The sequence below is a fragment of the Acinetobacter sp. NIPH 817 genome, assembly GCF_000368405.1.
In the GTDB taxonomy this organism is placed as follows: Bacteria; Pseudomonadota; Gammaproteobacteria; order Pseudomonadales; family Moraxellaceae; genus Acinetobacter.
On sequence record NZ_KB849420.1, the window covers coordinates 2,487,490 to 2,506,209 of the forward strand.

The 18,720-nt window shown below is 39.6% G+C and carries 20 protein-coding genes and 4 tRNA genes; 3 read left to right on the forward strand and 21 right to left on the reverse strand.

Features of this window, described 5'->3' with window-relative positions:
- Positions 1 to 214: hypothetical protein (locus tag F968_RS20480; protein WP_212749653.1), on the forward strand; the 214-nt coding region annotated here is incomplete at its 5' end.
- A gap of 13 nt (positions 215 to 227) precedes the next feature.
- Here the strand turns inward: F968_RS20480 and F968_RS15310 are convergent.
- The 14 genes from F968_RS15310 to rpe all read right to left on the reverse strand — a co-directional run bounded on the left by F968_RS15310 (position 228) and on the right by rpe (position 10,410).
- A tRNA-Pro gene (locus tag F968_RS15310) sits at positions 228 to 304 on the reverse strand.
- Positions 305 to 308: 4 nt separating this feature from the next.
- A tRNA-His gene (locus tag F968_RS15315) sits at positions 309 to 384 on the reverse strand.
- Positions 385 to 417: 33 nt separating this feature from the next.
- A tRNA-Arg gene (locus F968_RS15320) sits at positions 418 to 494 on the reverse strand.
- Positions 495 to 550: 56 nt separating this feature from the next.
- Positions 551 to 627, reverse strand: a tRNA-Pro gene (locus F968_RS15325).
- A 142-nt stretch (positions 628 to 769) separates the two neighbouring features.
- Entirely contained in the window at positions 770 to 1,834 is a 1,065-nt protein-coding gene (nadA, locus tag F968_RS15330; protein WP_004794428.1) for a quinolinate synthase NadA, read from the reverse strand.
- 144 nt (positions 1,835 to 1,978) lie between these two features.
- Positions 1,979 to 3,199: a bifunctional glutamate N-acetyltransferase/amino-acid acetyltransferase ArgJ gene (argJ, locus tag F968_RS15335; RefSeq protein WP_004794431.1), complete on the reverse strand. Its 1,221-nt coding sequence runs from the start codon at positions 3,197 to 3,199 to the stop codon at positions 1,979 to 1,981.
- A 134-nt stretch (positions 3,200 to 3,333) separates the two neighbouring features.
- Complete coding sequence (locus F968_RS15340; RefSeq protein WP_004794433.1) at positions 3,334 to 3,813, reverse strand: methylated-DNA--[protein]-cysteine S-methyltransferase; 480 nt, start codon at positions 3,811 to 3,813, stop codon at positions 3,334 to 3,336.
- Positions 3,814 to 3,825: 12 nt separating this feature from the next.
- Positions 3,826 to 4,146, reverse strand: coding sequence for a DMT family transporter (locus F968_RS15345; protein ID WP_004794435.1), 321 nt, complete (start codon positions 4,144 to 4,146; stop codon positions 3,826 to 3,828).
- A 149-nt stretch (positions 4,147 to 4,295) separates the two neighbouring features.
- Positions 4,296 to 5,291 carry a cation efflux transmembrane domain-containing protein gene (locus F968_RS15350; RefSeq protein WP_004794438.1) on the reverse strand — a complete coding sequence of 332 codons (996 nt, stop codon included), beginning with the start codon at positions 5,289 to 5,291 and terminating at the stop codon, positions 4,296 to 4,298.
- A gap of 28 nt (positions 5,292 to 5,319) precedes the next feature.
- Positions 5,320 to 6,075: a copper resistance protein B gene (locus tag F968_RS15355; RefSeq protein WP_004794440.1), complete on the reverse strand. Its 756-nt coding sequence runs from the start codon at positions 6,073 to 6,075 to the stop codon at positions 5,320 to 5,322.
- Positions 6,062 to 8,005 (reverse strand): copper resistance system multicopper oxidase, encoded by a 1,944-nt coding sequence (locus F968_RS15360; protein ID WP_004794442.1) that lies wholly within the window; start codon positions 8,003 to 8,005, stop codon positions 6,062 to 6,064. The genes F968_RS15355 and F968_RS15360 overlap by 14 nt, the downstream gene beginning before the upstream one ends.
- Positions 8,006 to 8,046: 41 nt before the next feature.
- Positions 8,047 to 8,442, reverse strand: coding sequence for a hypothetical protein (locus tag F968_RS15365; protein WP_004794444.1), 396 nt, complete (start codon positions 8,440 to 8,442; stop codon positions 8,047 to 8,049).
- Between the two features lie 103 nt (positions 8,443 to 8,545).
- Positions 8,546 to 9,367: a Cof-type HAD-IIB family hydrolase gene (locus F968_RS15370; RefSeq protein ID WP_004794445.1), complete on the reverse strand. Its 822-nt coding sequence runs from the start codon at positions 9,365 to 9,367 to the stop codon at positions 8,546 to 8,548.
- A 356-nt stretch (positions 9,368 to 9,723) separates the two neighbouring features.
- Entirely contained in the window at positions 9,724 to 10,410 is a 687-nt protein-coding gene (rpe, locus tag F968_RS15375) for a ribulose-phosphate 3-epimerase (protein WP_004794447.1), read from the reverse strand.
- Positions 10,411 to 10,594: 184 nt separating this feature from the next.
- Here rpe and F968_RS15380 point away from each other — a divergent pair, with 184 nt between their 5' ends.
- Positions 10,595 to 10,867: a DUF2218 domain-containing protein gene (locus tag F968_RS15380; RefSeq protein WP_004794449.1), complete on the forward strand. Its 273-nt coding sequence runs from the start codon at positions 10,595 to 10,597 to the stop codon at positions 10,865 to 10,867.
- Here the strand turns inward: F968_RS15380 and fghA are convergent, their stop codons facing one another.
- The 6 genes from fghA to F968_RS15410 all read right to left on the reverse strand — a co-directional run bounded on the left by fghA (position 10,868) and on the right by F968_RS15410 (position 16,048).
- On the reverse strand, positions 10,868 to 11,713 hold the full coding sequence (gene fghA / locus F968_RS15385; RefSeq protein WP_004794451.1) for an S-formylglutathione hydrolase: 846 nt from the start codon (positions 11,711 to 11,713) through the stop codon (positions 10,868 to 10,870).
- Positions 11,682 to 13,133: a C13 family peptidase gene (locus tag F968_RS15390; RefSeq protein ID WP_004794454.1), complete on the reverse strand. Its 1,452-nt coding sequence runs from the start codon at positions 13,131 to 13,133 to the stop codon at positions 11,682 to 11,684. The genes fghA and F968_RS15390 overlap by 32 nt, the downstream gene beginning before the upstream one ends.
- A 136-nt stretch (positions 13,134 to 13,269) precedes the next feature.
- Entirely contained in the window at positions 13,270 to 14,061 is a 792-nt protein-coding gene (locus F968_RS15395) for a class I SAM-dependent methyltransferase (protein ID WP_004794456.1), read from the reverse strand.
- Between the two features lie 9 nt (positions 14,062 to 14,070).
- A complete protein-coding gene (gene tsaB / locus F968_RS15400; RefSeq protein WP_004794458.1) occupies positions 14,071 to 14,736 on the reverse strand; it encodes a tRNA (adenosine(37)-N6)-threonylcarbamoyltransferase complex dimerization subunit type 1 TsaB in 666 nt (221 codons plus the stop codon).
- A 135-nt stretch (positions 14,737 to 14,871) separates the two neighbouring features.
- The gene (locus F968_RS15405) at positions 14,872 to 15,399 is read right to left on the reverse strand and encodes a gamma carbonic anhydrase family protein (RefSeq protein ID WP_081399697.1); all 528 of its coding nucleotides are present in this window, start codon (positions 15,397 to 15,399) and stop codon (positions 14,872 to 14,874) included.
- A 19-nt stretch (positions 15,400 to 15,418) separates the two neighbouring features.
- On the reverse strand, positions 15,419 to 16,048 hold the full coding sequence (locus tag F968_RS15410; RefSeq protein ID WP_081399562.1) for a CoA pyrophosphatase: 630 nt from the start codon (positions 16,046 to 16,048) through the stop codon (positions 15,419 to 15,421).
- 114 nt (positions 16,049 to 16,162) lie between these two features.
- On the opposite strand from F968_RS15410, the gene F968_RS15415 reads away from it, so the two are divergent.
- A complete protein-coding gene (locus F968_RS15415) occupies positions 16,163 to 16,711 on the forward strand; it encodes an NUDIX hydrolase (protein ID WP_002115876.1) in 549 nt (182 codons plus the stop codon).
- Between the two features lie 56 nt (positions 16,712 to 16,767).
- Here the strand turns inward: F968_RS15415 and F968_RS15420 are convergent, their stop codons facing one another.
- On the reverse strand, positions 16,768 to 18,708 hold the full coding sequence (locus F968_RS15420) for a putative pilus system protein FilF (RefSeq protein WP_004794467.1): 1,941 nt from the start codon (positions 18,706 to 18,708) through the stop codon (positions 16,768 to 16,770).
- Between the last annotated feature and the right edge of the window lie 12 nt (positions 18,709 to 18,720).

The window sequence follows — 18,720 nt, forward strand, 5'->3', positions numbered from 1 at the left end:
AACAGAGAACAGAGAACAGAGAACAGAGAACAGAGAACAGAGAACAGAGAACAGAGAACAGAGAACAGAGAACAGAGAACAGAGCTTATTTAAACAAGCTCAAATATTGGAGACGTTTGAATTAAAATTTAAATATATAAAAACAAAAAAATTCCTTCTATCTGTAAGACTAGAAGAAATTTTTTTCAATATTTGGGATATTTTCAAAGCTTGAACGCTTTTAAATATGGTCGGAGCAGTAGGATTCGAACCTACGACCCCCTGGTCCCAAACCAGGTGCACTACCAGGCTGTGCTATGCTCCGAAATTGGGGTGAATGACGGGATTCGAACCCGCGACAACTGGAATCACAATCCAGGGCTCTACCAACTGAGCTACATCCACCATCAAATAAGTTCTATGTACCAAGCTACCAAATGGCGCGCCTGACAGGATTCGAACCTGTGACCATCCGCTTAGAAGGCGGATGCTCTATCCAACTGAGCTACAGGCGCTTAACCGATGATGCTTATCATGCGATACTTCGCCGATCTTAAAATATTATTTTAAGTGGTCGGAGCAGTAGGATTCGAACCTACGACCCCCTGGTCCCAAACCAGGTGCACTACCAGGCTGTGCTATGCTCCGATCTATCTCAGCTTTTGCTGTATCGCACATCGTGCGGTACGGTGTGCATTCTAGGCGCGACGCCCTCAGACGTCAACACCTATTCTCAAAAAAAGTTAAAAATCCTTATCAAATGTATATTTAACAAGCATTTTGAGGTTTTTTAACGTTTTAACGATGCACTAAAGGCTAACATTCGATCTAAAGGCATTTTGGCACGTTCAGCAAGCGCTGGATCAACGTGTATTTCCTGATCACCTTTTTGTAAAACTTCTAAAATTCCGTCAAGTTCATTCATTGCCATCCAAGGACAGTGGGCACATGAACGACAAGTTGCCCCCTCACCCGCTGTTGGCGCTTCAACTAAAATCTTATTCGGTACAGCTTGCTGCATTTTGTAGAAAATACCGCGGTCTGTTGCCACAATGAGTCTTTCGTTTGGCAAAGTCTGCGCAGCTTTAATGAGTTGAGACGTACTACCTACCGCGTCTGCAATGTCTACAACTGACTCTGGTGACTCAGGATGTACCAATACAGCAGCGTCTGGATACAGTGCTTTCATGTTGGCAATACCACGCGCACGGAATTCTTCATGCACAATACATGCGCCATCCCAAAGCAACATATCTGCACCAGTTTTCTTCTGAATATAGCGACCTAAGTGCTGATCTGGTGCCCAAATAATTTTTTCACCTAAGCTGTCTAGATGCTCAACAATTTCAACCGCACAGCTTGATGTCACGACCCAATCTGCACGTGCTTTAACAGCAGCCGATGTATTAGCATAAACAACTACAGTGTGGTCAGGGTGCTGATCACAAAATGCCGTGAACTCATCAACTGGGCAACCCAAGTCGAGTGAGCAGGTTGCTTCAAGTGTCGGCATTAAAATTGTTTTTTCAGGAGACAGGATTTTTGCTGTTTCTCCCATAAACTTAACACCAGCCACAACCAGTGTAGAGGCTGCATGATCTCGTCCAAAACGGGCCATTTCTAAAGAGTCAGAAACGCATCCACCTGTTTTTTCGGCAAGTTCTTGTACTTCAGGGTCGCAATAGTAATGAGCAACAAGGACAGCATCACGTTTTTTGAGCTCTGCTTCGATCTGCGCAAACTTTTGTTGTTTTGCTTCTTCACTTAAGCGATTGTCTTTTGGCTCACCTAAACGGTCTAAATGCGCTTGTACAATGTTTTTTGCATCGTTGGCAATTAAAGTCGCATCACTCATAAAACGTCTTCTCTATCCTTCATGCTGGCATACCTGCTCGCATATAACGTTACTGCTTAAATGATTTACGGATTGAATCATTTAATATCAAAAGATGGGGCTAATAAAAAAGCCTCTTTGTCGAGGCTTGATTATAACTGATATTTAAGAACGGTAATCAGCATTAATTTTGACATAGTCGTAAGATAAGTCACACGTATATACCGTGTCTTTGGCCTGACCACGTCCTAAATCAACACGAATGGTAATTTCGGTTTGTGCCATAACGCGCGCACCCGCTTCTTCGGTATAGTCCTCAGCTGCGCCACCGTCTTTACAGATTTGTACGTCGTCTAACCACACTTGAATTTTAGACACGTCTAGGTCTTTAACTCCTGCATAGCCAATCGCAGCTAAAATACGTCCCCAGTTCGGGTCCGATGCAAAAAGTGCAGTTTTGACAAGTGGTGAATGCGCAATGCTATAAGCAATGTCACAACACTCCTGAATGTTACCGCCACCCTCTACAGCCACAGTAATAAATTTCGTCGCACCTTCACCATCACGGACAATTAACTGGGCTAAACGATTCATTACACGAGCAAGAACTTCTAACACTTTAGCGTAGCGTGCATCGCTGTCCGATGTGATTTCAGCGCCACCCGCCTGACCTGTTGCTACAAAAATACAAGAGTCATTGGTCGAAGTATCGCCATCAATCGTAATACGGTTAAATGAATGCTCAACTGTTGTCTTTAATAGCTTTTGTACTAAATCACGGCTAATAGGTGCATCTGTTGCCACAAAGCTCAACATGGTTGCCATGTTCGGGCGGATCATTCCAGCGCCTTTACTAATACCTGTCATGGTATAAGTAATGCCATCAAGTTCAAATTGTTCAGATGCGCCTTTAGGCACAGTATCTGTTGTCATAATGCCAGTTGCAGCATCATTCCAAGCAGCATCTTGTACGCTATTTAATGCAGGCTGAAGACCAGCAAGTAAACGCTCCATTGGAAGCTGCTCACCAATCACACCTGTAGAAAATGGAAGTACTTCAGAGCTATTAACTCCTGCAAGCTCCGCTAACTTCGCGCAAGTATCTTGAGCGTTTTTCAAGCCTGTAGGTCCAGTACCCGCATTGGCATTACCTGTGTTAATCACTAAATAGCGCGGATTACCTTCGGCAAGATGAGCTTTAGAGACATGAACAGGTGCTGCACAAAATGCATTTTGAGTAAATACACCAGCAACATTTGAGCCTTCTGCAAACTCAAAAATGACTAAATCTCGTCGGTTTTGGTAACGTACATATGCTTCTGTTGAGCCAATTTTTACACCTTTTACCACATACATTTGTGGCATTGTTACGTCACCGACAGCCATTTTTAGAACATCCAAAGTTTGTTATGAATAAGATCAATATTTCAAAAAAGCAATGCAGTGAAGCACAGACCTTATGAAATATCATAATTGACAGCTTAGTAGAAAAGTCTAAAAAAATCGAGCGCAAAAACGGCTCATTGTTGCTCTAGTTTTAATAAAATATCTTTCTTATCAAGACCACCAGCAAAACCAACTAAAGCTCCACCTGCACCAATGACTCGGTGACAAGGTGCAACAATTGAAATCGGGTTTTTGCCATTTGCCGCGCCAACTGCTCTCACTGCTTTTTCATTGCCAATTTGAACAGCAATATCTTTATAACTTCTTGTTTCACCATAAGGGATGGTCAATAAAGCAGACCAGACCTGCTTTTGAAATGCAGTCCCCTCGAAATCTAGTGGTAATGTAAACTCACGGCGCGTACCTTCAAAATATTCTTTTAATTGTTGTTCGGTCTTTAATAATACTGGATGCTCAAGTTGTTCGACTAGCTCGGCCAGTCGAACACGTTTTGGATTTTCATTGTCCCAGAGTATTGCCACCAAAGCATTTTCATTCGCAACCAGCTTTAATTGCCCAACAGGCGAATTGATATACTTATAAGACAGCAACATAGTTTTATTCTCTTAGGACGGAGATGAAATTTTCATTAAAACCAAACCAGACACAATCAAGACAGCGGCAATCATTCGCATAGCACCAACAGGCTCATGAAGAAAGAAAATACCGACTAGAAATGACCCGATTGCGCCAATGCCTGTCCAAACCGTATAGGCAGTGCCAAGGGGTAAAGTTTTCATTGAAATTGAAAGTAGAATTACACTCAAAATCATAAAAACTACGGTAATAACACTAGGGGTTAAACGTGTAAAACCTTCGGACATTTTCATAGAATATGCCCAAATGATTTCAAATACACCTGCTAAAATTAAAATAGCCCAAGCCATAACATTCACTAATTTTTATAGTGTCAGGTCGTCCCGACATGATTACCCAATATGGGGGAGGTCGTTCCTCCTTTATGTGAGGACTCAGTTTACTTTAAAATAAAAAATGAAGGCAAACCCTATCTAAAGCTTGGCTGTCTTAGAAAATACTACTCGTTTTTTAACTGTAAAATTTTTCGTGCACCATTTAAGACAAACAAAACAATAATCAATCCAATCATTAAATCAGGATAAGGAGAACCTGTAATGGCAACCAATATTCCCGCAACAATGACACCCAAGTTTACGATGACATCATTTGCAGAAAAGATATAACTCGCCTTCATATGTGCCCCACTCTCTTTATGGTCTCTCATTAAATAAAGGCAACTAATATTGGCTGCCAGAGCCAATCCACCAATTAAAATCATGAGAATTGAAACGGGTTCACTGCCGTAAATAAAACGGCGCAACACATCAATTAACACAATTATGGCTAAGCCAAACTGAAACCATCCGGAAAGATGGGCAGCCTTTAATTGTGCATTTAGATTTTTACCTACCACAAATAAAGCAATGCCATAAATTGCAGCATCAGCAAACATATCAAGCGAATCAGCGATTAATCCGGTCGATGAAGCAATAATACCTGCCATAAACTCAATGACAAACATGACGCCATTAATCAGTAACAGCCATTGTAAAACTTGCTTTTGTGCTGCATTGATTGAAGAGCTAGCTCGAACCTTTTTAGGTTTTTCAACAGGCTCATAATGTGGCTGCGTTTGTTGTAATTCTGCTCCTAGTCCTAAACGTTGCAGACTTTGAGTAATCTTTTCAGCTTGAACACTGTGATAAATCGCCAAATGCCGTGCTGGCAAGTCAAAATGGAGCTCTTGTATATCGTCAGCGTAAGAGGCCAAAGCCATCCGTACCATTTGCTCTTCAGCTGCACAGTCCATGTGAGGAATATGATAATAACTCACCCATTGGCTCTTTCTAGGCACAGCTTCACTAGGTGTAGAATACTCCTGAGACGGCATGCTTGAGCACCCGCAGCTAGAGCTGGTTTTATTTAAATGTATTTGATTCTCTTGTTTTTCTAAAGCCATCTGTGCACCATAACTGACACAAAAAACAATGCCATCAGTATAAACCAATGGCATGTCATTAAGCTTAATTTTTGTTCGGCAATTAGAACTTAAGTGTTAACCCTGCTCCATAATACCAACCATGTTCAGAGTCGGTTCCAGTTTGCCAAGCCGTTTGTTTTAAACCTTTTTCATAGCCGTAACCCACATCAACAAATGGCATGACCTTTTTGTTGATTTCATAACGGGTTTGAAAACCAGCTTTTAAATTGGATAAACCTGTTTTACTTGCATAGTGAGATTCATCTTGCAAAATAACATCTGCTTTTAAATAAGGTTTACCAATTAACTTTTGGGTAAAGAGTAAATCTCTTTCCGTTTCTAAACTTAGCTTCCATAGCTGGTCTTCACCTGCATAAAGATATGCATCGGTTTCAAAAAAGTAAGGTGCCATACCATGCAAGCCTACTACACTAGCCCAGCGATCTTGCTTGTTGTCTTCCCGCTGTAAACGCTCGTAGTTTACCCCAGCCTGTACATCCCAATAATCGGCTATATTTCGACTGTAAAGTACTGAACCGCCGTAATTAGCATCTTCGGACTCGGCTTTTTCAACATGAGCTTTGATGAATAATTTATTTTCATCCGTTCCCACCCAACTTTCTAATGCAGAAGAAAAACTGCCTTCTCCTTCTTCATTCTGAGTCCAGCCAGTATCAATTTTTGTTGCTTGATAGATTTGTCCACCATGTTCACGTAAATGATCATGTGTTAAGGGTTCTTGTGCCAAAGCAAGAACCGATACACCAGAGAAAACACCGCAACATATCATTTGAGAAAATAACTTAGTGATGCGCATGACTCGCTCCTTTTTCATTTTCAGATTGAACAGGTGCTTGAGATGCATCTACTGCTCCATCATTCACTTGAGCCACAATCAACTTATTCATCATCCCTGCACTCATGTGATAAAGCAGATGGCAATGAATCGCCCACTCTCCTAAAGCATCGGCTGTCAATAACGCAGTAACTGTCTTTCCTGGTGGAACAATAACGGTATGTTTATTTGGTAAGTTTTCAGCTTGCTGACCATTTTCTAATTGCATGAACATGCCATGTAAATGCATTGGATGAGCCATCATGCTGTCATTCACAAACTTCAAGCGAATACGTTCGCCATACTTAACTTGCAATGGCTCAGCTTCGCTAAATTTCTTGCCATTAATGGTCCAGATATAACGCTCCATGTTGCCGCCTAAACGAATAACAAGCTCTCGTTCTGGCGCACGTGTGTCTGGCTGAGGTGTTAAAGATTGCAAATCACTATATTGCAGCGCTTTCATACCCGCTGGCGTCGAAGCATTTGCCCAGCCATAAACGGGCTCATCCTTTTTAGCCTTATTCTCAGATTGCGCAGGCATTTCAGGCATCTCATGCTTCATATTCATCATAGCGTTATCATGCTCGCTAGATGACATTGCCTGCATATCATGTTTCATTTCAGGCATCGCTGACATGTCATGCTTCATTTGCATCATAGAATGATCTTGTTCACTAGATGACATATTTTTCATGTCATGGCTCATGTTCATCATTGTGTGATCATGATTAGTCTGGCTCTCTTCTTTTTTCATTTCAGGCATAGTCGACATGTTATGTTGCATGTTCATTTGATGTCCAGCATGTTCATCACTTGCTCCATTGCCATGACTCATCCCCATATCATCCATGGTTAGCAAGGAACGTGGGCGTGGCTGCGGCATTTGAACGGATTCTAAAGCCTGCGCATTTTCATTGTGCAAAGTCCCAATGGCAAAACCACTACGGTCAATAGACTCTGCTTCAATCTGATAATTTGGCTGTTTAGGTTTTACAATCACATCGTAGGTTTCGGCTATGCCAATACGAAACTCATCAATTGCCACAGGTTTGACTGGCTGCCCATCTGCACTTACAACTGTCATTTTCAAATTTGGAATTCTGACATCAAAAAATGACATTGCCGATGCGTTAATAAATCGCAATCGAACCTTATCTCCAGCTTTAAAATTACCTGTCCAGTTTTGCTGTGGTGTCTTGCCATTAACTAAGAAAGTATAACCCGTCACATCAGACATATCGGTTTTTAACATCCGCATCTGATTCCACATCGAACGATCTTGCCAAGTTGCTTTTAAACCTTGTGTTTTAACTTGCTTCAAAACATCAGATACGGTTTCACGGCGGTTTTGATAATACTCAGCAGATTTCTTCAAATTCTTCATAATGCTATCGCTAGAAGAATTATGAAAATCTGAAAGCATCACCACATAATCACGATCAGTTTTTTCATGTGCAGCTACGGGTATTTTCCTTTTTGGATAAATCACGAGCGGGCCATATAAACCATCTTGCTCTTGGCCTTTACTATGGGCGTGATACCAATAAGTGCCGTTTTGTTTCACCTTAAAGCGGTAAACAAAATCTCCGTTTGGCGCGATTCCTTTAAAACCATTGAAACCCGGTACGCCATCCATTAACCCTGGCAGTAACAACCCATGCCAGTGTAAAGAGGTATCTTGATTCTTTAATTGATTATGAACATGAATCACAGCCTCATCTCCTTCCTCAAACTCAAGGAGTGGTGCTGTAAACTTACCATTTACTGTAATTCGCTTTAGCGGTTGACCCGTAATATTCACCTGTTGTTCATTAATATTCAGGTGATATTCCTTAATTGCGGCAAGAGTCCATGGGGAAACCAATAGACCAAATACAGCGACGAGGCTGCTAATTGTTTTATGAGACATTTCTGTAATCCTTTTTAATTAAAAAAATAAGTAAGAAAGGATTAAGCTTTAGGTGGGCGTAAAATCTCTTGCCAGTATCCGGCTAAATGCTGAGCCTGATAAATACTGCTAAATTGAGAGGAAATAGGAATGAATTGTGATTCAAGATCAGGTAACGCTTGCTGTAATACCAGATTCACAATCTGACAATGAACTGGGTTACAGTCCTGACAATGCTCACCATGCGAGTGAGAAAGCTGATCCACAGACTCATGGCATATGGCTTGATCACTAGCATGACTATGCATATTGTTATGCGAAATTTTTTCACTATGACACGACATAGTGTGAAGATCATGCTGCATCGGCGTCTGAGCAATAGACACGCCACTCCACCCAATGACCAAAGTCATTAGGAACACAAACCAAGCATACTTGCGTAAGTGTTGTAGAGTCATTAGAGCTTATTGCCTAGAACCGACGATTAATCTTAACTCCATTAGCATAACCAAGTTTTAAAACAGATACAATTTTCATTCTTAACTATTTGTTTTTAAGTGATTAAGAAAATGGTGTTTGATGCTGAAGCACTAAATCAATCACATGTAATGCCCCCTCTTGTTCGTTACTTACAGTTGCATAAGGAGCTACAGCTTTTAAAGCTTCTACTGCATTTTCAACTGCAAACCCATACCCCACAGCTTTAATCATCTGAATATCATTATTGTTATCACCAATCGCGACTACCTGATCAGGTTCAACCTGCCATTTTTGTAGTAATAGCTTTAAACCATGGGCTTTATGTTGGTCTGGAAGGATTAAATCAATAAAATTAAAACCACTTGAAACAGGTACTAAGACTTTATCTTTCACAAAACTTTGCTTCTGGAAATGTTCAAAAATTGCAAAGCTTTCATTCTCATCGGCAGTAAAAGTAATTTTACATACCAAGTCATCTAGTGCATAAAAGTCATCTACAACTGTCAGCTTTTCAAAATATCGAGCGACTTTAGCATAGTCCTCCGCGTTCATGCTGCGATGTACATAAGCACTTTGTTTCCCACAAATGACCATTTTAGAAATATATGTAGAGTCAATCGCTTTTAGAATCTCAATATATTGTTGCTGACTTAAATGAGCAAAAGCTATTTCTTGCCCTGCATTTACAACATGCGCGCCATTTTCTGCAATAAAAGCAATTTCATGACTAATTTCTGGAAAATAGGTAATCAGCTTTGCGAGTTGGTTACCACTGGCAACCACGAAATGAATATTATTGTGTTTAAGTTGTTCGTACTGTTTTAAAAAACGTGCTTTGTTGTACTGCTTCTTAGAATTAAGAAAAGTCCCATCCATATCTACCGCTAAAATTTTTATCGTCATTAATTATCTAAATCTCTTACTAAAATCTTATTAAAGCAAATTTAGCTTTATTTTTCATGACACTTTTACAGTTTTATACTTATCTATTTCAAAAAGATTTTCACTCAGAGCTATATCGTTTTTTGCACAGGTTATTTTTTAGCGAAGCTTAATAAAAAATCAGATAATAAAATATCCAACACGCATAAAAAAAGAACGCCAAAACGTTCTTTTTTCATACATTTCGCTTAGAGAATAAACGGTTGATCTAATTTTGTTTATTTTACCAACATCTTATCCATACGGTTATCAACACAGTTATCCATATAGTTATAAACAAAGTTATCCACAAGCTTATTCTCAGTTCAACATGCTTTTTAAGCGTCTACACTACCCACTTTCGCAAGCTCTGCACGCATTTGATCAATGACTACTTTATAATCTGGTTGACCAAAAATAGCTGAACCAGCAACAAACATATCTGCACCTGCTTCTGCAATTTCACGAATATTTGCAGGGCCAACACCACCATCAACTTCTAAACGAATATCACGACCACTTGCATCGATAATTTTACGAGCTTCACGCAACTTTTCTAATGTCATTGGAATGAACTTTTGTCCACCAAAACCTGGGTTTACACTCATTATTAAAATTTGATCAACTTTATCAAGTACATAATCCAAATAGTGCAACGGCGTTGCTGGGTTAAAGACTAAACCTGCTTTAGCACCACCTGACTTAATCAACTGTAATGAACGATCGATGTGGTGCGATGCTTCTGGATGGAACGTAATAATATCTGCACCCGCTTCCAAAAAGTCTCCAATAATTCGGTCAACTGGAGATACCATCAGATGCACATCAACAGGAGCTGTAATCCCATAATTTTTTAAAGCCTTACATACACCAGCACCAAAAGTTAAATTTGGAACATAGTGATTATCCATCACATCAAAATGTACTACATCGGCACCTGCGGCTAACACTTTGTCTACATCTTCACCTAAACGAGCAAAATCGGCAGATAAAATAGAAGGAGCAATCAAGTAAGGCTTGGACATAGGTGGATGACCTGGCTAAAAATTTAAGGAGAGGCTGAAAATTATAACAAAAAAGAACCTATTTGACCTGCCCTTGCTTGCTTAAATGACAACATTTCAAACTTGCAACGTAACGTTGCAACAATAGAATGCTAACGTCTAAACGAATTTGTTAAGGTACATTAAACCAATGTGAGGATTGATAATGAAAAGCACAACTTATCTATTAACAAACGATGGAAAACGCATTGCAAAACGTCTGGTTAATCATTGGAAACACAAGTTCGAAGTACAAGAAACTGAACAAGACTTTAAAATCTTAATGCCTACAGCAACGATTACACTTGCACCAGAAACAGAGCAGTTAAATGTTGCTATTGATAGCCAGTTAGATGACCACGACCACTTAGAAAAAGTTGTCCTTGATCATCTAAACCGTATGGCTCAACAAGAATTTCAGGTGGAGTGGCAGCACTAATTAGCCACCAACCTTTTCTAACTGGATTGCATGAAACTGTAAGTGCTCATCCATAAAGGTTTGAATAAAGTAATAACCATGATCATAGCCAGCATGTTGTCTTAAAGTTAAAGGCTGTCCCGCTTTTAAACATGCTTGCTTAAATTTTTCAGGGTGAAGTTGTTCATAAAATTGGTCATCTAAGCCCTGATCAACCAAAATTTCGTCAAATACTGCCCCATTTTTTGAGACCAACGCTGTGGCATCATGAGCCAACCAGCTTTCGCGGTCTGCACCTAAATAATGGCTAAAGGCTTTGTCTCCCCATGCACATTCAGTTGGTGCACAGATCGGAGCAAATGCAGATACCGACTTAAACTTTTCTGGATATTTAAACGCTAAAGTTAATGCACCGTGACCACCCATTGAGTGCCCAAAAATACCGACTTGTTGAGCGTTTACAGGAAAGCTTTTTAAAATGAGTGGATATAACTCATCAATTAAATAACTTTCCATTTGATAATGCTCAGACCACGGTGCTTGTGTAGCATTAATATAAAAGCCTGCACCTTGCCCAATATCCCAATGATCCCCTGCTGCGACTTGTTCTCCACGAGGAGAAGTGTCTGGGGTAATCAATATTAAGCTGAGTTGTGCTGCCATATGTTGCGCATGTGCTTTTATGGCAAAGGTTTCTTCAGTACACGTTAACCCAGCTAAGTAAAATAGAGTTGAGCAAGCTTTACCTTCTAAAACTGCTGGGGGTAAATAAACACCAAACTTCGCTGGTCCCTTTAAATAAGAAGATTCAAATTGGTATATACGCTGCTCACCCTCAAAGCAGCGGTTTTTTTGCAGGAGTTGCATCGTTTTTAGCCTCTGTTCTTGTTTGAGCAATATCTACACTACCCGTATTTTGTTGAGGAAATAGATACTTTTCCAACTGAGGTAGCATAAGTTCCATATTTTTACCGATCATCCACTGAGGCTCTGAAGGTTCAACACCTTGAGCCACTTCCCATTTGGTTACAGTTTGCTTAGCTGTGTTAAACGAATCTTTCATCGACGATTGCTCTCGCATCGCCAAATCAAAGAAAGCTCGACCAAAATAGGTATAGTCAGCTTCGTTATTACACCCAAAAGAAGTTTTATCAGCAGCTGAAGCAGTAATAATTAAAGTATCTGGAGACTGCAAAGCAGGAATAAAACTTCCTGAATAGCAGGCTGAGATCACAATTACACGCCAGCGAATACCGGATTTATCAAGTGTTTCACGTAACCATTTCGGGTCGACTTGCCCTAAATCTAATGGTGCATTTTCAATTTCGAAGTGATTCTGTTCACCGTGTGAAGTCATATATAGAAATAGGACATCACTATCACGGTTCATTTGCTGCCCCATACGGCGTAACGCTAACTCGATACTGGTTTTAGAGGCAATTGGAATTTCTGTACGGGTGTCTGGGTTATTAACTAGCATCATCGAACGTCCAATCGTTCCGAAACGTGTATCAAACTGTTCTTTAATACGGACCACTTCCGATTTAAAAACATCTTGGTAACTATCGCCAGCAACACCTAAAAAATACCAATGACTTTTTGCCTGCTCACCATATTGGACTTGCTCCAAAGAATCATTTAATAGTTTACTTTGAGCATAAAAAGCATCTTCAGCAAACGTTGGAGCAGAATCTTCTACCTTCCAAATCGGTTGGTCTTTTACAGAAAGTTGCCACACCACCATCGTTGCAATAGTTGCAACCATGACAAGTGCACGTTCCCACCAAGGCCACTTAAGTTCGCGTGAGAAAACCCAAATCACCGCTAAACTTTGCCACACAAACAAAGCTACAAATAAGCTCGGTAAAATTCCGTTATAAATAGCATCGGGAATAAAGTTGAGATAACCATTAGAACCCAAATACTGAATTAAACATTGAATTAATAAAATATTTGTATCTAGAACCAACCAAAGTAAAGCAGGTACTAGCATTAAACGAGGTTGGTTGGTGCGCTGGGATAAGAAAATACCGACAATTAAGGCAATAAACGGCCAAAGTGCATAACCAATTAAACCTTGTGAATTGAAATCACCGATTTGGCCAGCCACAAGCCAGCTATACAGAGAGTTAGTACACCCCCCTAATATTCCCCAAACAATAAGCTGAAGAATAGATGGATGTACAACTTGTAGAGAACGTCTTGATCCCAAAAACAGCCACATTCCAGCAATTTGGTTGCTTTTAAAATCATGCCAAAAATTAATGGAGGGTTTAAGATCAATCATAAAAGGTTTTCAAAAATTTCGTTTTTGTCAGGCATCTTAAGTGTATGCCTGCTAAGAATTTTAGCAATCATGCTTTTGAACTATATCACATATATTTGTGCATTATTCAAGCAATAAAACCTAACCTTACATAAGCCTACTGAAAATACGCATCAAAACGACAAGCATCTCCTTGCCATTGATGAGCTGGCTCTTGATTCGCCAAGAAAATAGCATGGCGCGGTCGTTTAACGACTACACGTTTAGCAACTTTCTGTGCCAAAACCAGCAAATTATCCCCCAAATCCATCTCACCATCTTCGGGTAAAAGAAGATGTAAAAGCTGCATCTGTTTTTTAACTTGAGCTTGTTTTTTGATGGCTTGGTGATTCTGGTCACGCTGTGGAAACATCGGATCTAGATAAACCACATCAACCAGTTGAGCTGTTTGCTGTAACTGTTGTAAATAACTTGCAGAGTCAGCAAAGATCAGTTGAATCCGATCCATAAACTGGCTTAAAAAGCTGTCTTGTTCAGCTTGCGCTTTTGCATCTTCAAGTAAGGTAAATAAAATTGGATGGCGCTCAACCAATTGTATTTGTGCGCCTAAATAAGCCATGAGTAAGCTGTCATGGCCTAAGCCTGCTGTAGCATCAACAAGTATCGGTTTTTCACTTAACTGACAAGCACGGGCAATCATTTCTGATTTAAGGCTTGCTCGCTTTAAACGGGAAATTTCGGCTTTCCAATCGGGCTGCATTTTCATGCCATTTGCAGATAACCATAACCCGTTTTCATCCACACACAGTGCCAACTCAGGATTTACACGCAAAAAACGCGCATTCAGTTTTTCAACTAACTGCAAATCTACGGTCACACCTCTAGAACAAAGCACAGCTTGGTACTGCTGTGCTTGTTCTTGAAAATCTACTTCAAAATATATGTGCATGATTAGCCTTTATTTTGCTTTACCCTGATCTGCTATTTTTTTCCATGCATCATCACGTAAATAAACTGGCAAAGCATATTCAGCATCAACCCACTGCCTTTGCGCTGCATAAACACGTGCAATCGAAGCAATGTCTTGTGCAGTTGCAGTGATTGTTTGATGCTCTGCATCAGCTTGAAGTAGTTTTGCGCCAGAACCAATTAAGCAATGCTTTGCGTAAACAGCCGCTGGCTCATAGCCCATTAATTTTTCTTCATCAATACATTGCATAATTCCATGCTCATCTAGAACAAAACTTGCGATATAAACTTCATTCATACGTGCATCAAGAACCGCAGTCACTTGTTCCAAACCTTCAAGTCGATATGCCGCCTGAGCTAAAGCTTGTAAAGTAGAAACTGGAATGACTGGTAAATCTTGAGACCATGCCAATGCCTGAGTCACCGCTGCATTAATTCGAACACCACTAAAAGAACCCGGCCCACGGCTAAAGGCAATTGCATCTAAACCAGCAACCTCAAGACCTGTTTGTTGTAGCCCTAGCTCGATCATGGGCAAAATGGTCTGGGTTTGTGCTTTCGCCCGCGTATCGAGTTGAAAAAACAGTTCTTGGGTTTCATCGACTAATGAAATAGAACACTGCTCATTTGCAGTTTCCAACGCCAGCAATTTCATGCACAACCTTAGTATTAAATCAGATTAAAAACGAGGGTTATGATACCCCACTCGGCTCTGTTAGGCGAGTTGTTCTCTTTCTAAATAAAAATGCCAAGCTTGTGCTTGGCATAAAAATATTTTGCTAAAAAAGAGTTAAAAGTGGAATTCTTTTAAATCTGCATAGTTCTTAAAGTGCTCAGCATAATGCAATGCACTCAAACGTATTTTTGCGGCACCATCGTCATCTAAAGTTTTGACAATTTTGCCAGGTGAACCCATCACCACTGAATTATCTGGAATCACCTTCCCTTCAGGAATTAAAGCATTAGCACCGATAATACAATTTTTACCAATCACAGCCCGATTTAAAATTACGGCGTTCATACCAATCAAACTATTATCACCAATCGTACAACCATGCAGCATGACTTTATGCCCGACTGTGACATATTCACCAATATTTAATTCAAGCCCAGCATCGGTATGTAGTACAGAATTTTCTTGAATATTGGAGAAATCACCAATTCGAACTATACAGTTATCGGCACGTACTACAGCTCCAAACCAAATGCTGACTTGACGCCCTAACTCTACTTGTCCAATTAGCGTTGCTGTTGGAGCAACCCAACCATCCCATGGTTCATGTAAGGCTTTTGGGTGCTGTCCTTGATAGCTATACATCATAATTTATCAATCCTGATCACTTATTCTTATGAGAAAACTTTGGCATTCCAAAGGTTGGCGAGTTGAGTAAAAATGGCCAATCTTTTTGATAACCCAATCCATATTTAAACAGAGCAACTAACATACGAGCAGTTAAACCCCAAATGATTTCATTATCAATTTGTAAGCTTGGAAAATATAAAGACTGATGGGCATATCGAACTTCATAGGGTGTTGGACGCGTCTCTATAAGTTGTTGTAACGGGACAAAGAAAATTCGATCAATTTCGGTAGGCTGAGGTATTAAAGTCACCTCTGGAGGAATAAGCCCAACAATCGGTTTTACAGACAAACCACTTCTTGCACGCTGCATCGGCAAATCACCTAACAGCTGCACATCAAACGGATTTAAAGCTGTCTCTTCCTGAGCTTCTCTTAACGCTACAACAATATTACTGGTATCACTCGGATCACGCTTTCCACCCGGAAAAGAAACTTCCCCCGCATGGTTGTTCATATGTATTGAACGGCGTGTAAGCAGTACCTTTGGATTATTCTCATTCGTAATTGCAATGAGTACTGCTGCTTGTGCTTCTTGTATGCGGGTGGAAAAGCGCAATCTTTGCTGTAACTTTTGTGTTAGCAAGTGCTCTTCCATACCATTCACCTATTATTTTCTATCTCTTTGCATCATATCTGAAAATCAAACTTAGGGAATAGAGTTGATGCGTAAGTCTAAAAATTCAGTTATGCTGAGGCATCTCTATACTCGATGATAATTATGAGTTTCTGTGTAGCGTGTGGGCATAAAACCGAACAAAAAATTCCTTTAGGTGATCATAAAGTACGCCGTGTTTGTACTCATTGTGGAAATATTCACTATGAAAATCCCAAAGTAATCTGCGGTGCCTTAGCGTTATGGGAAGACAAAGTATTACTCTGTCGTCGTGCGATTGAACCTCGTTATGGTTTATGGACTTTGCCTGCCGGGTATATGGAATTGTTCGAAACCATGGAACAAGGTGCAGCACGCGAAACTCGTGAAGAAGCAGAAGCTGAGATAGAAATAGAACAACTGTATTGTATGTACAATATTCCGCGTATTGGTCAAATTTATGTACTTTTCAAAGCACAGCTGAAAGATGGCATTTTTGGTGCAGGTGAAGAAAGCATCGAGAGTCGCTTGTTTGAAGAGCATGAAATTCCATGGGGTGAACTTGCTTTCCCTAGTGTAGAACATACATTAAGACACTATTTTGAAGATCGTAAAAAACAAGTGTTCCCAACTCATCTTGAAACTTTGGGTACTCGTTTAGATCATACGGGTTAATTAATTAGATAATAAAAAAAGACCGCTAAGCGGTCTTTTTTATTTGTCTCTTATTTTTAAGACTTAGTTTTAATTGCTTTACAAGCTGGAATAGATTGATCCGCTAATTTGATTGTTACTGTACCAACAATACGTTGTGCTAATGCTTTCTCTTCATCAGTTGGTGCAGGAATTACTTTATCAATTGCATTATAACTCGCTTGTGCAGCTGCATGAGCGTTATACCAACTAGCCAGTCCTTTTGCTCCATTATTAAGATTAATACTATTATTATCCACTTTATTTGCTAGCAAATTAAATAAATTCAGTTTTGCAGTCCCTGCTGATGGTCCAATGAATGTCAATCCAATCATCGCACCATCAATATTCGCAAATTTTGGATTTGCTAACATCATACGAATATAAACTGAGCGATCAGAGTTTGTCGGATCATCTAGTGTCGCAGCAGTCGTACCAATACGGTATTGCTGCACACCCAAACTATCAATTAAATTGTTGCCTGTAACTGTGGCACATTGCCCTGACATATCAGTAGTTGTGGCATTTGGCTTAATATCAGTTCGAATATCGCCATGTTCATCAATAACAACACCTAAGTTTACAGGCTCTGCGCCTGATTGCGCAAAATTAAAAGTTAAATTTGCATAAAGTGGAAAAATATAATTTTCTCCAGTTTTAACATTCCCTGCAGTTTTAAAAACACTACTTTCTAAAAAACTAATCTTATTTCCTTTATAAATATCTAGTCCCCCATTATAGTTTTCTCCACCCAGAGTTTGCCGCCAACGGCCATAATGTTGAGGATTTCCAGTATTCAGATTTGTCAAGGTTTTATATACAAATTCATTTCCTGCAATAGCATAATCATTAAATAATTTGCCTTGATAAATTTGTAAGTCTTCATTTGGATTATCCGATAGACTTAAACGAAGAGGTGTAGTTGATTGAATTTCTCTGCTGATTGGATGAAGCCAAGTATTTTGTGCATTAACATTCATTTTGACTGGTTTAACTTTTCGTACAAGATTTAAAGGATCAGTTAAATCCTTTCTAACACCATTCCATTGTAAACCATAACCGAATGTATAACCTTGGCGGTCTGTCATTAAGTACATTGAATTTACACTATCACGCAAGGCAGTAGAGGAATTTTTTTCACACTCTTCATATGAGTTAAGATTACATCCTCTAAAAAGAAAAACATCGAGAATATCTGTAGCTTCATAAGTTCCCGCATTACTTAAATTAGTTGTTTGCACTACTAATTTATATGCCTCATCATCTGAGATTGGGCTGACATCTAACCAAGGTTTTAAAAGACTCGCATACGCCCCACTTTGAAAATCTGCTGCTGTTACGCTTTGAGAAAGCTTAGTAAGTAGATCCTTTTTCTCATCTGTAATTTCTATAGGCTGTATATCTCCAATCAGATTATCACCTTTTTCAAAACCAATACTTTGGAATATTTTCACCAAAGCAATTGCAACTTTAATTGTTTCATCATTTTTATCTAAAGTCGCAGGTGTTTTACCTGTTATCCCACTTGCTAAATCTAATAGTCTTAAATACACAGGTAATGATGTTTTTTGACTTCCATTATTTACAAAAGCAGTATATTTTCCTATTGTATCAAGCTTCACACTACCTAAGAAAATCTGTTTATCGCTCTTACCTTGTAAATAGAAACGTGCGGTATCACCAACTTTACATGTACCCGTCACGGTCCCCTGTGAAAGGGTAGTGACAAAATGCTGCCCGAGAGCCGTACTACAATCAAAATTAATTCCTTCAACTGGATAATCCAATGCAAACTCAAAGCAATTTGAATCTCTACTAGCAGTACCACTTACACTTGGCTTGCAACTACCAGAAGTTAAATTGCCATTATTACTTCCAGAGTTTGGATCTTCATTAATATTGGAACTACCACCACCACAACCATTTAGCATCAGTGCTAATGTAGTGAGTGCAAAAGGCCATAAAGATTTTTTATTCATTAGATATCCTAC

Bases quoted from the DNA above. Each gene is read 5' to 3' on its own strand.
- F968_RS15360 (WP_004794442.1), bottom strand. From the start codon at position 8,005: ATGTCTCATAAAACAATTAGCAGCCTCGTCGCTGTATTTGGTCTATTG.
- rpe (WP_004794447.1), bottom strand. From the start codon at position 10,410: ATGTCCAAGCCTTACTTGATTGCTCCTTCTATTTTATCTGCCGATTTT.
- F968_RS15355 (WP_004794440.1), bottom strand. From the start codon at position 6,075: ATGCGCATCACTAAGTTATTTTCTCAAATGATATGTTGCGGTGTTTTC.
- F968_RS15365 (WP_004794444.1), bottom strand. From the start codon at position 8,442: ATGACTCTACAACACTTACGCAAGTATGCTTGGTTTGTGTTCCTAATG.
- F968_RS15420 (WP_004794467.1), bottom strand. From the start codon at position 18,708: ATGAATAAAAAATCTTTATGGCCTTTTGCACTCACTACATTAGCACTG.
- F968_RS15350 (WP_004794438.1), bottom strand. From the start codon at position 5,291: ATGCCATTGGTTTATACTGATGGCATTGTTTTTTGTGTCAGTTATGGT.
- F968_RS15390 (WP_004794454.1), bottom strand. From the start codon at position 13,133: ATGATTGATCTTAAACCCTCCATTAATTTTTGGCATGATTTTAAAAGC.
- F968_RS15395 (WP_004794456.1), bottom strand. From the start codon at position 14,061: ATGCACATATATTTTGAAGTAGATTTTCAAGAACAAGCACAGCAGTAC.
- F968_RS15370 (WP_004794445.1), bottom strand. From the start codon at position 9,367: ATGACGATAAAAATTTTAGCGGTAGATATGGATGGGACTTTTCTTAAT.
- F968_RS15345 (WP_004794435.1), bottom strand. From the start codon at position 4,146: ATGGCTTGGGCTATTTTAATTTTAGCAGGTGTATTTGAAATCATTTGG.
- F968_RS15415 (WP_002115876.1), top strand. From the start codon at position 16,163: ATGAGTTTCTGTGTAGCGTGTGGGCATAAAACCGAACAAAAAATTCCT.
- nadA (WP_004794428.1), bottom strand. From the start codon at position 1,834: ATGAGTGATGCGACTTTAATTGCCAACGATGCAAAAAACATTGTACAA.
- fghA (WP_004794451.1), bottom strand. From the start codon at position 11,713: ATGCAACTCCTGCAAAAAAACCGCTGCTTTGAGGGTGAGCAGCGTATA.
- tsaB (WP_004794458.1), bottom strand. From the start codon at position 14,736: ATGAAATTGCTGGCGTTGGAAACTGCAAATGAGCAGTGTTCTATTTCA.
- argJ (WP_004794431.1), bottom strand. From the start codon at position 3,199: ATGGCTGTCGGTGACGTAACAATGCCACAAATGTATGTGGTAAAAGGT.
- F968_RS15380 (WP_004794449.1), top strand. From the start codon at position 10,595: ATGAAAAGCACAACTTATCTATTAACAAACGATGGAAAACGCATTGCA.
- F968_RS15340 (WP_004794433.1), bottom strand. From the start codon at position 3,813: ATGTTGCTGTCTTATAAGTATATCAATTCGCCTGTTGGGCAATTAAAG.
- F968_RS15405 (WP_081399697.1), bottom strand. From the start codon at position 15,399: ATGTATAGCTATCAAGGACAGCACCCAAAAGCCTTACATGAACCATGG.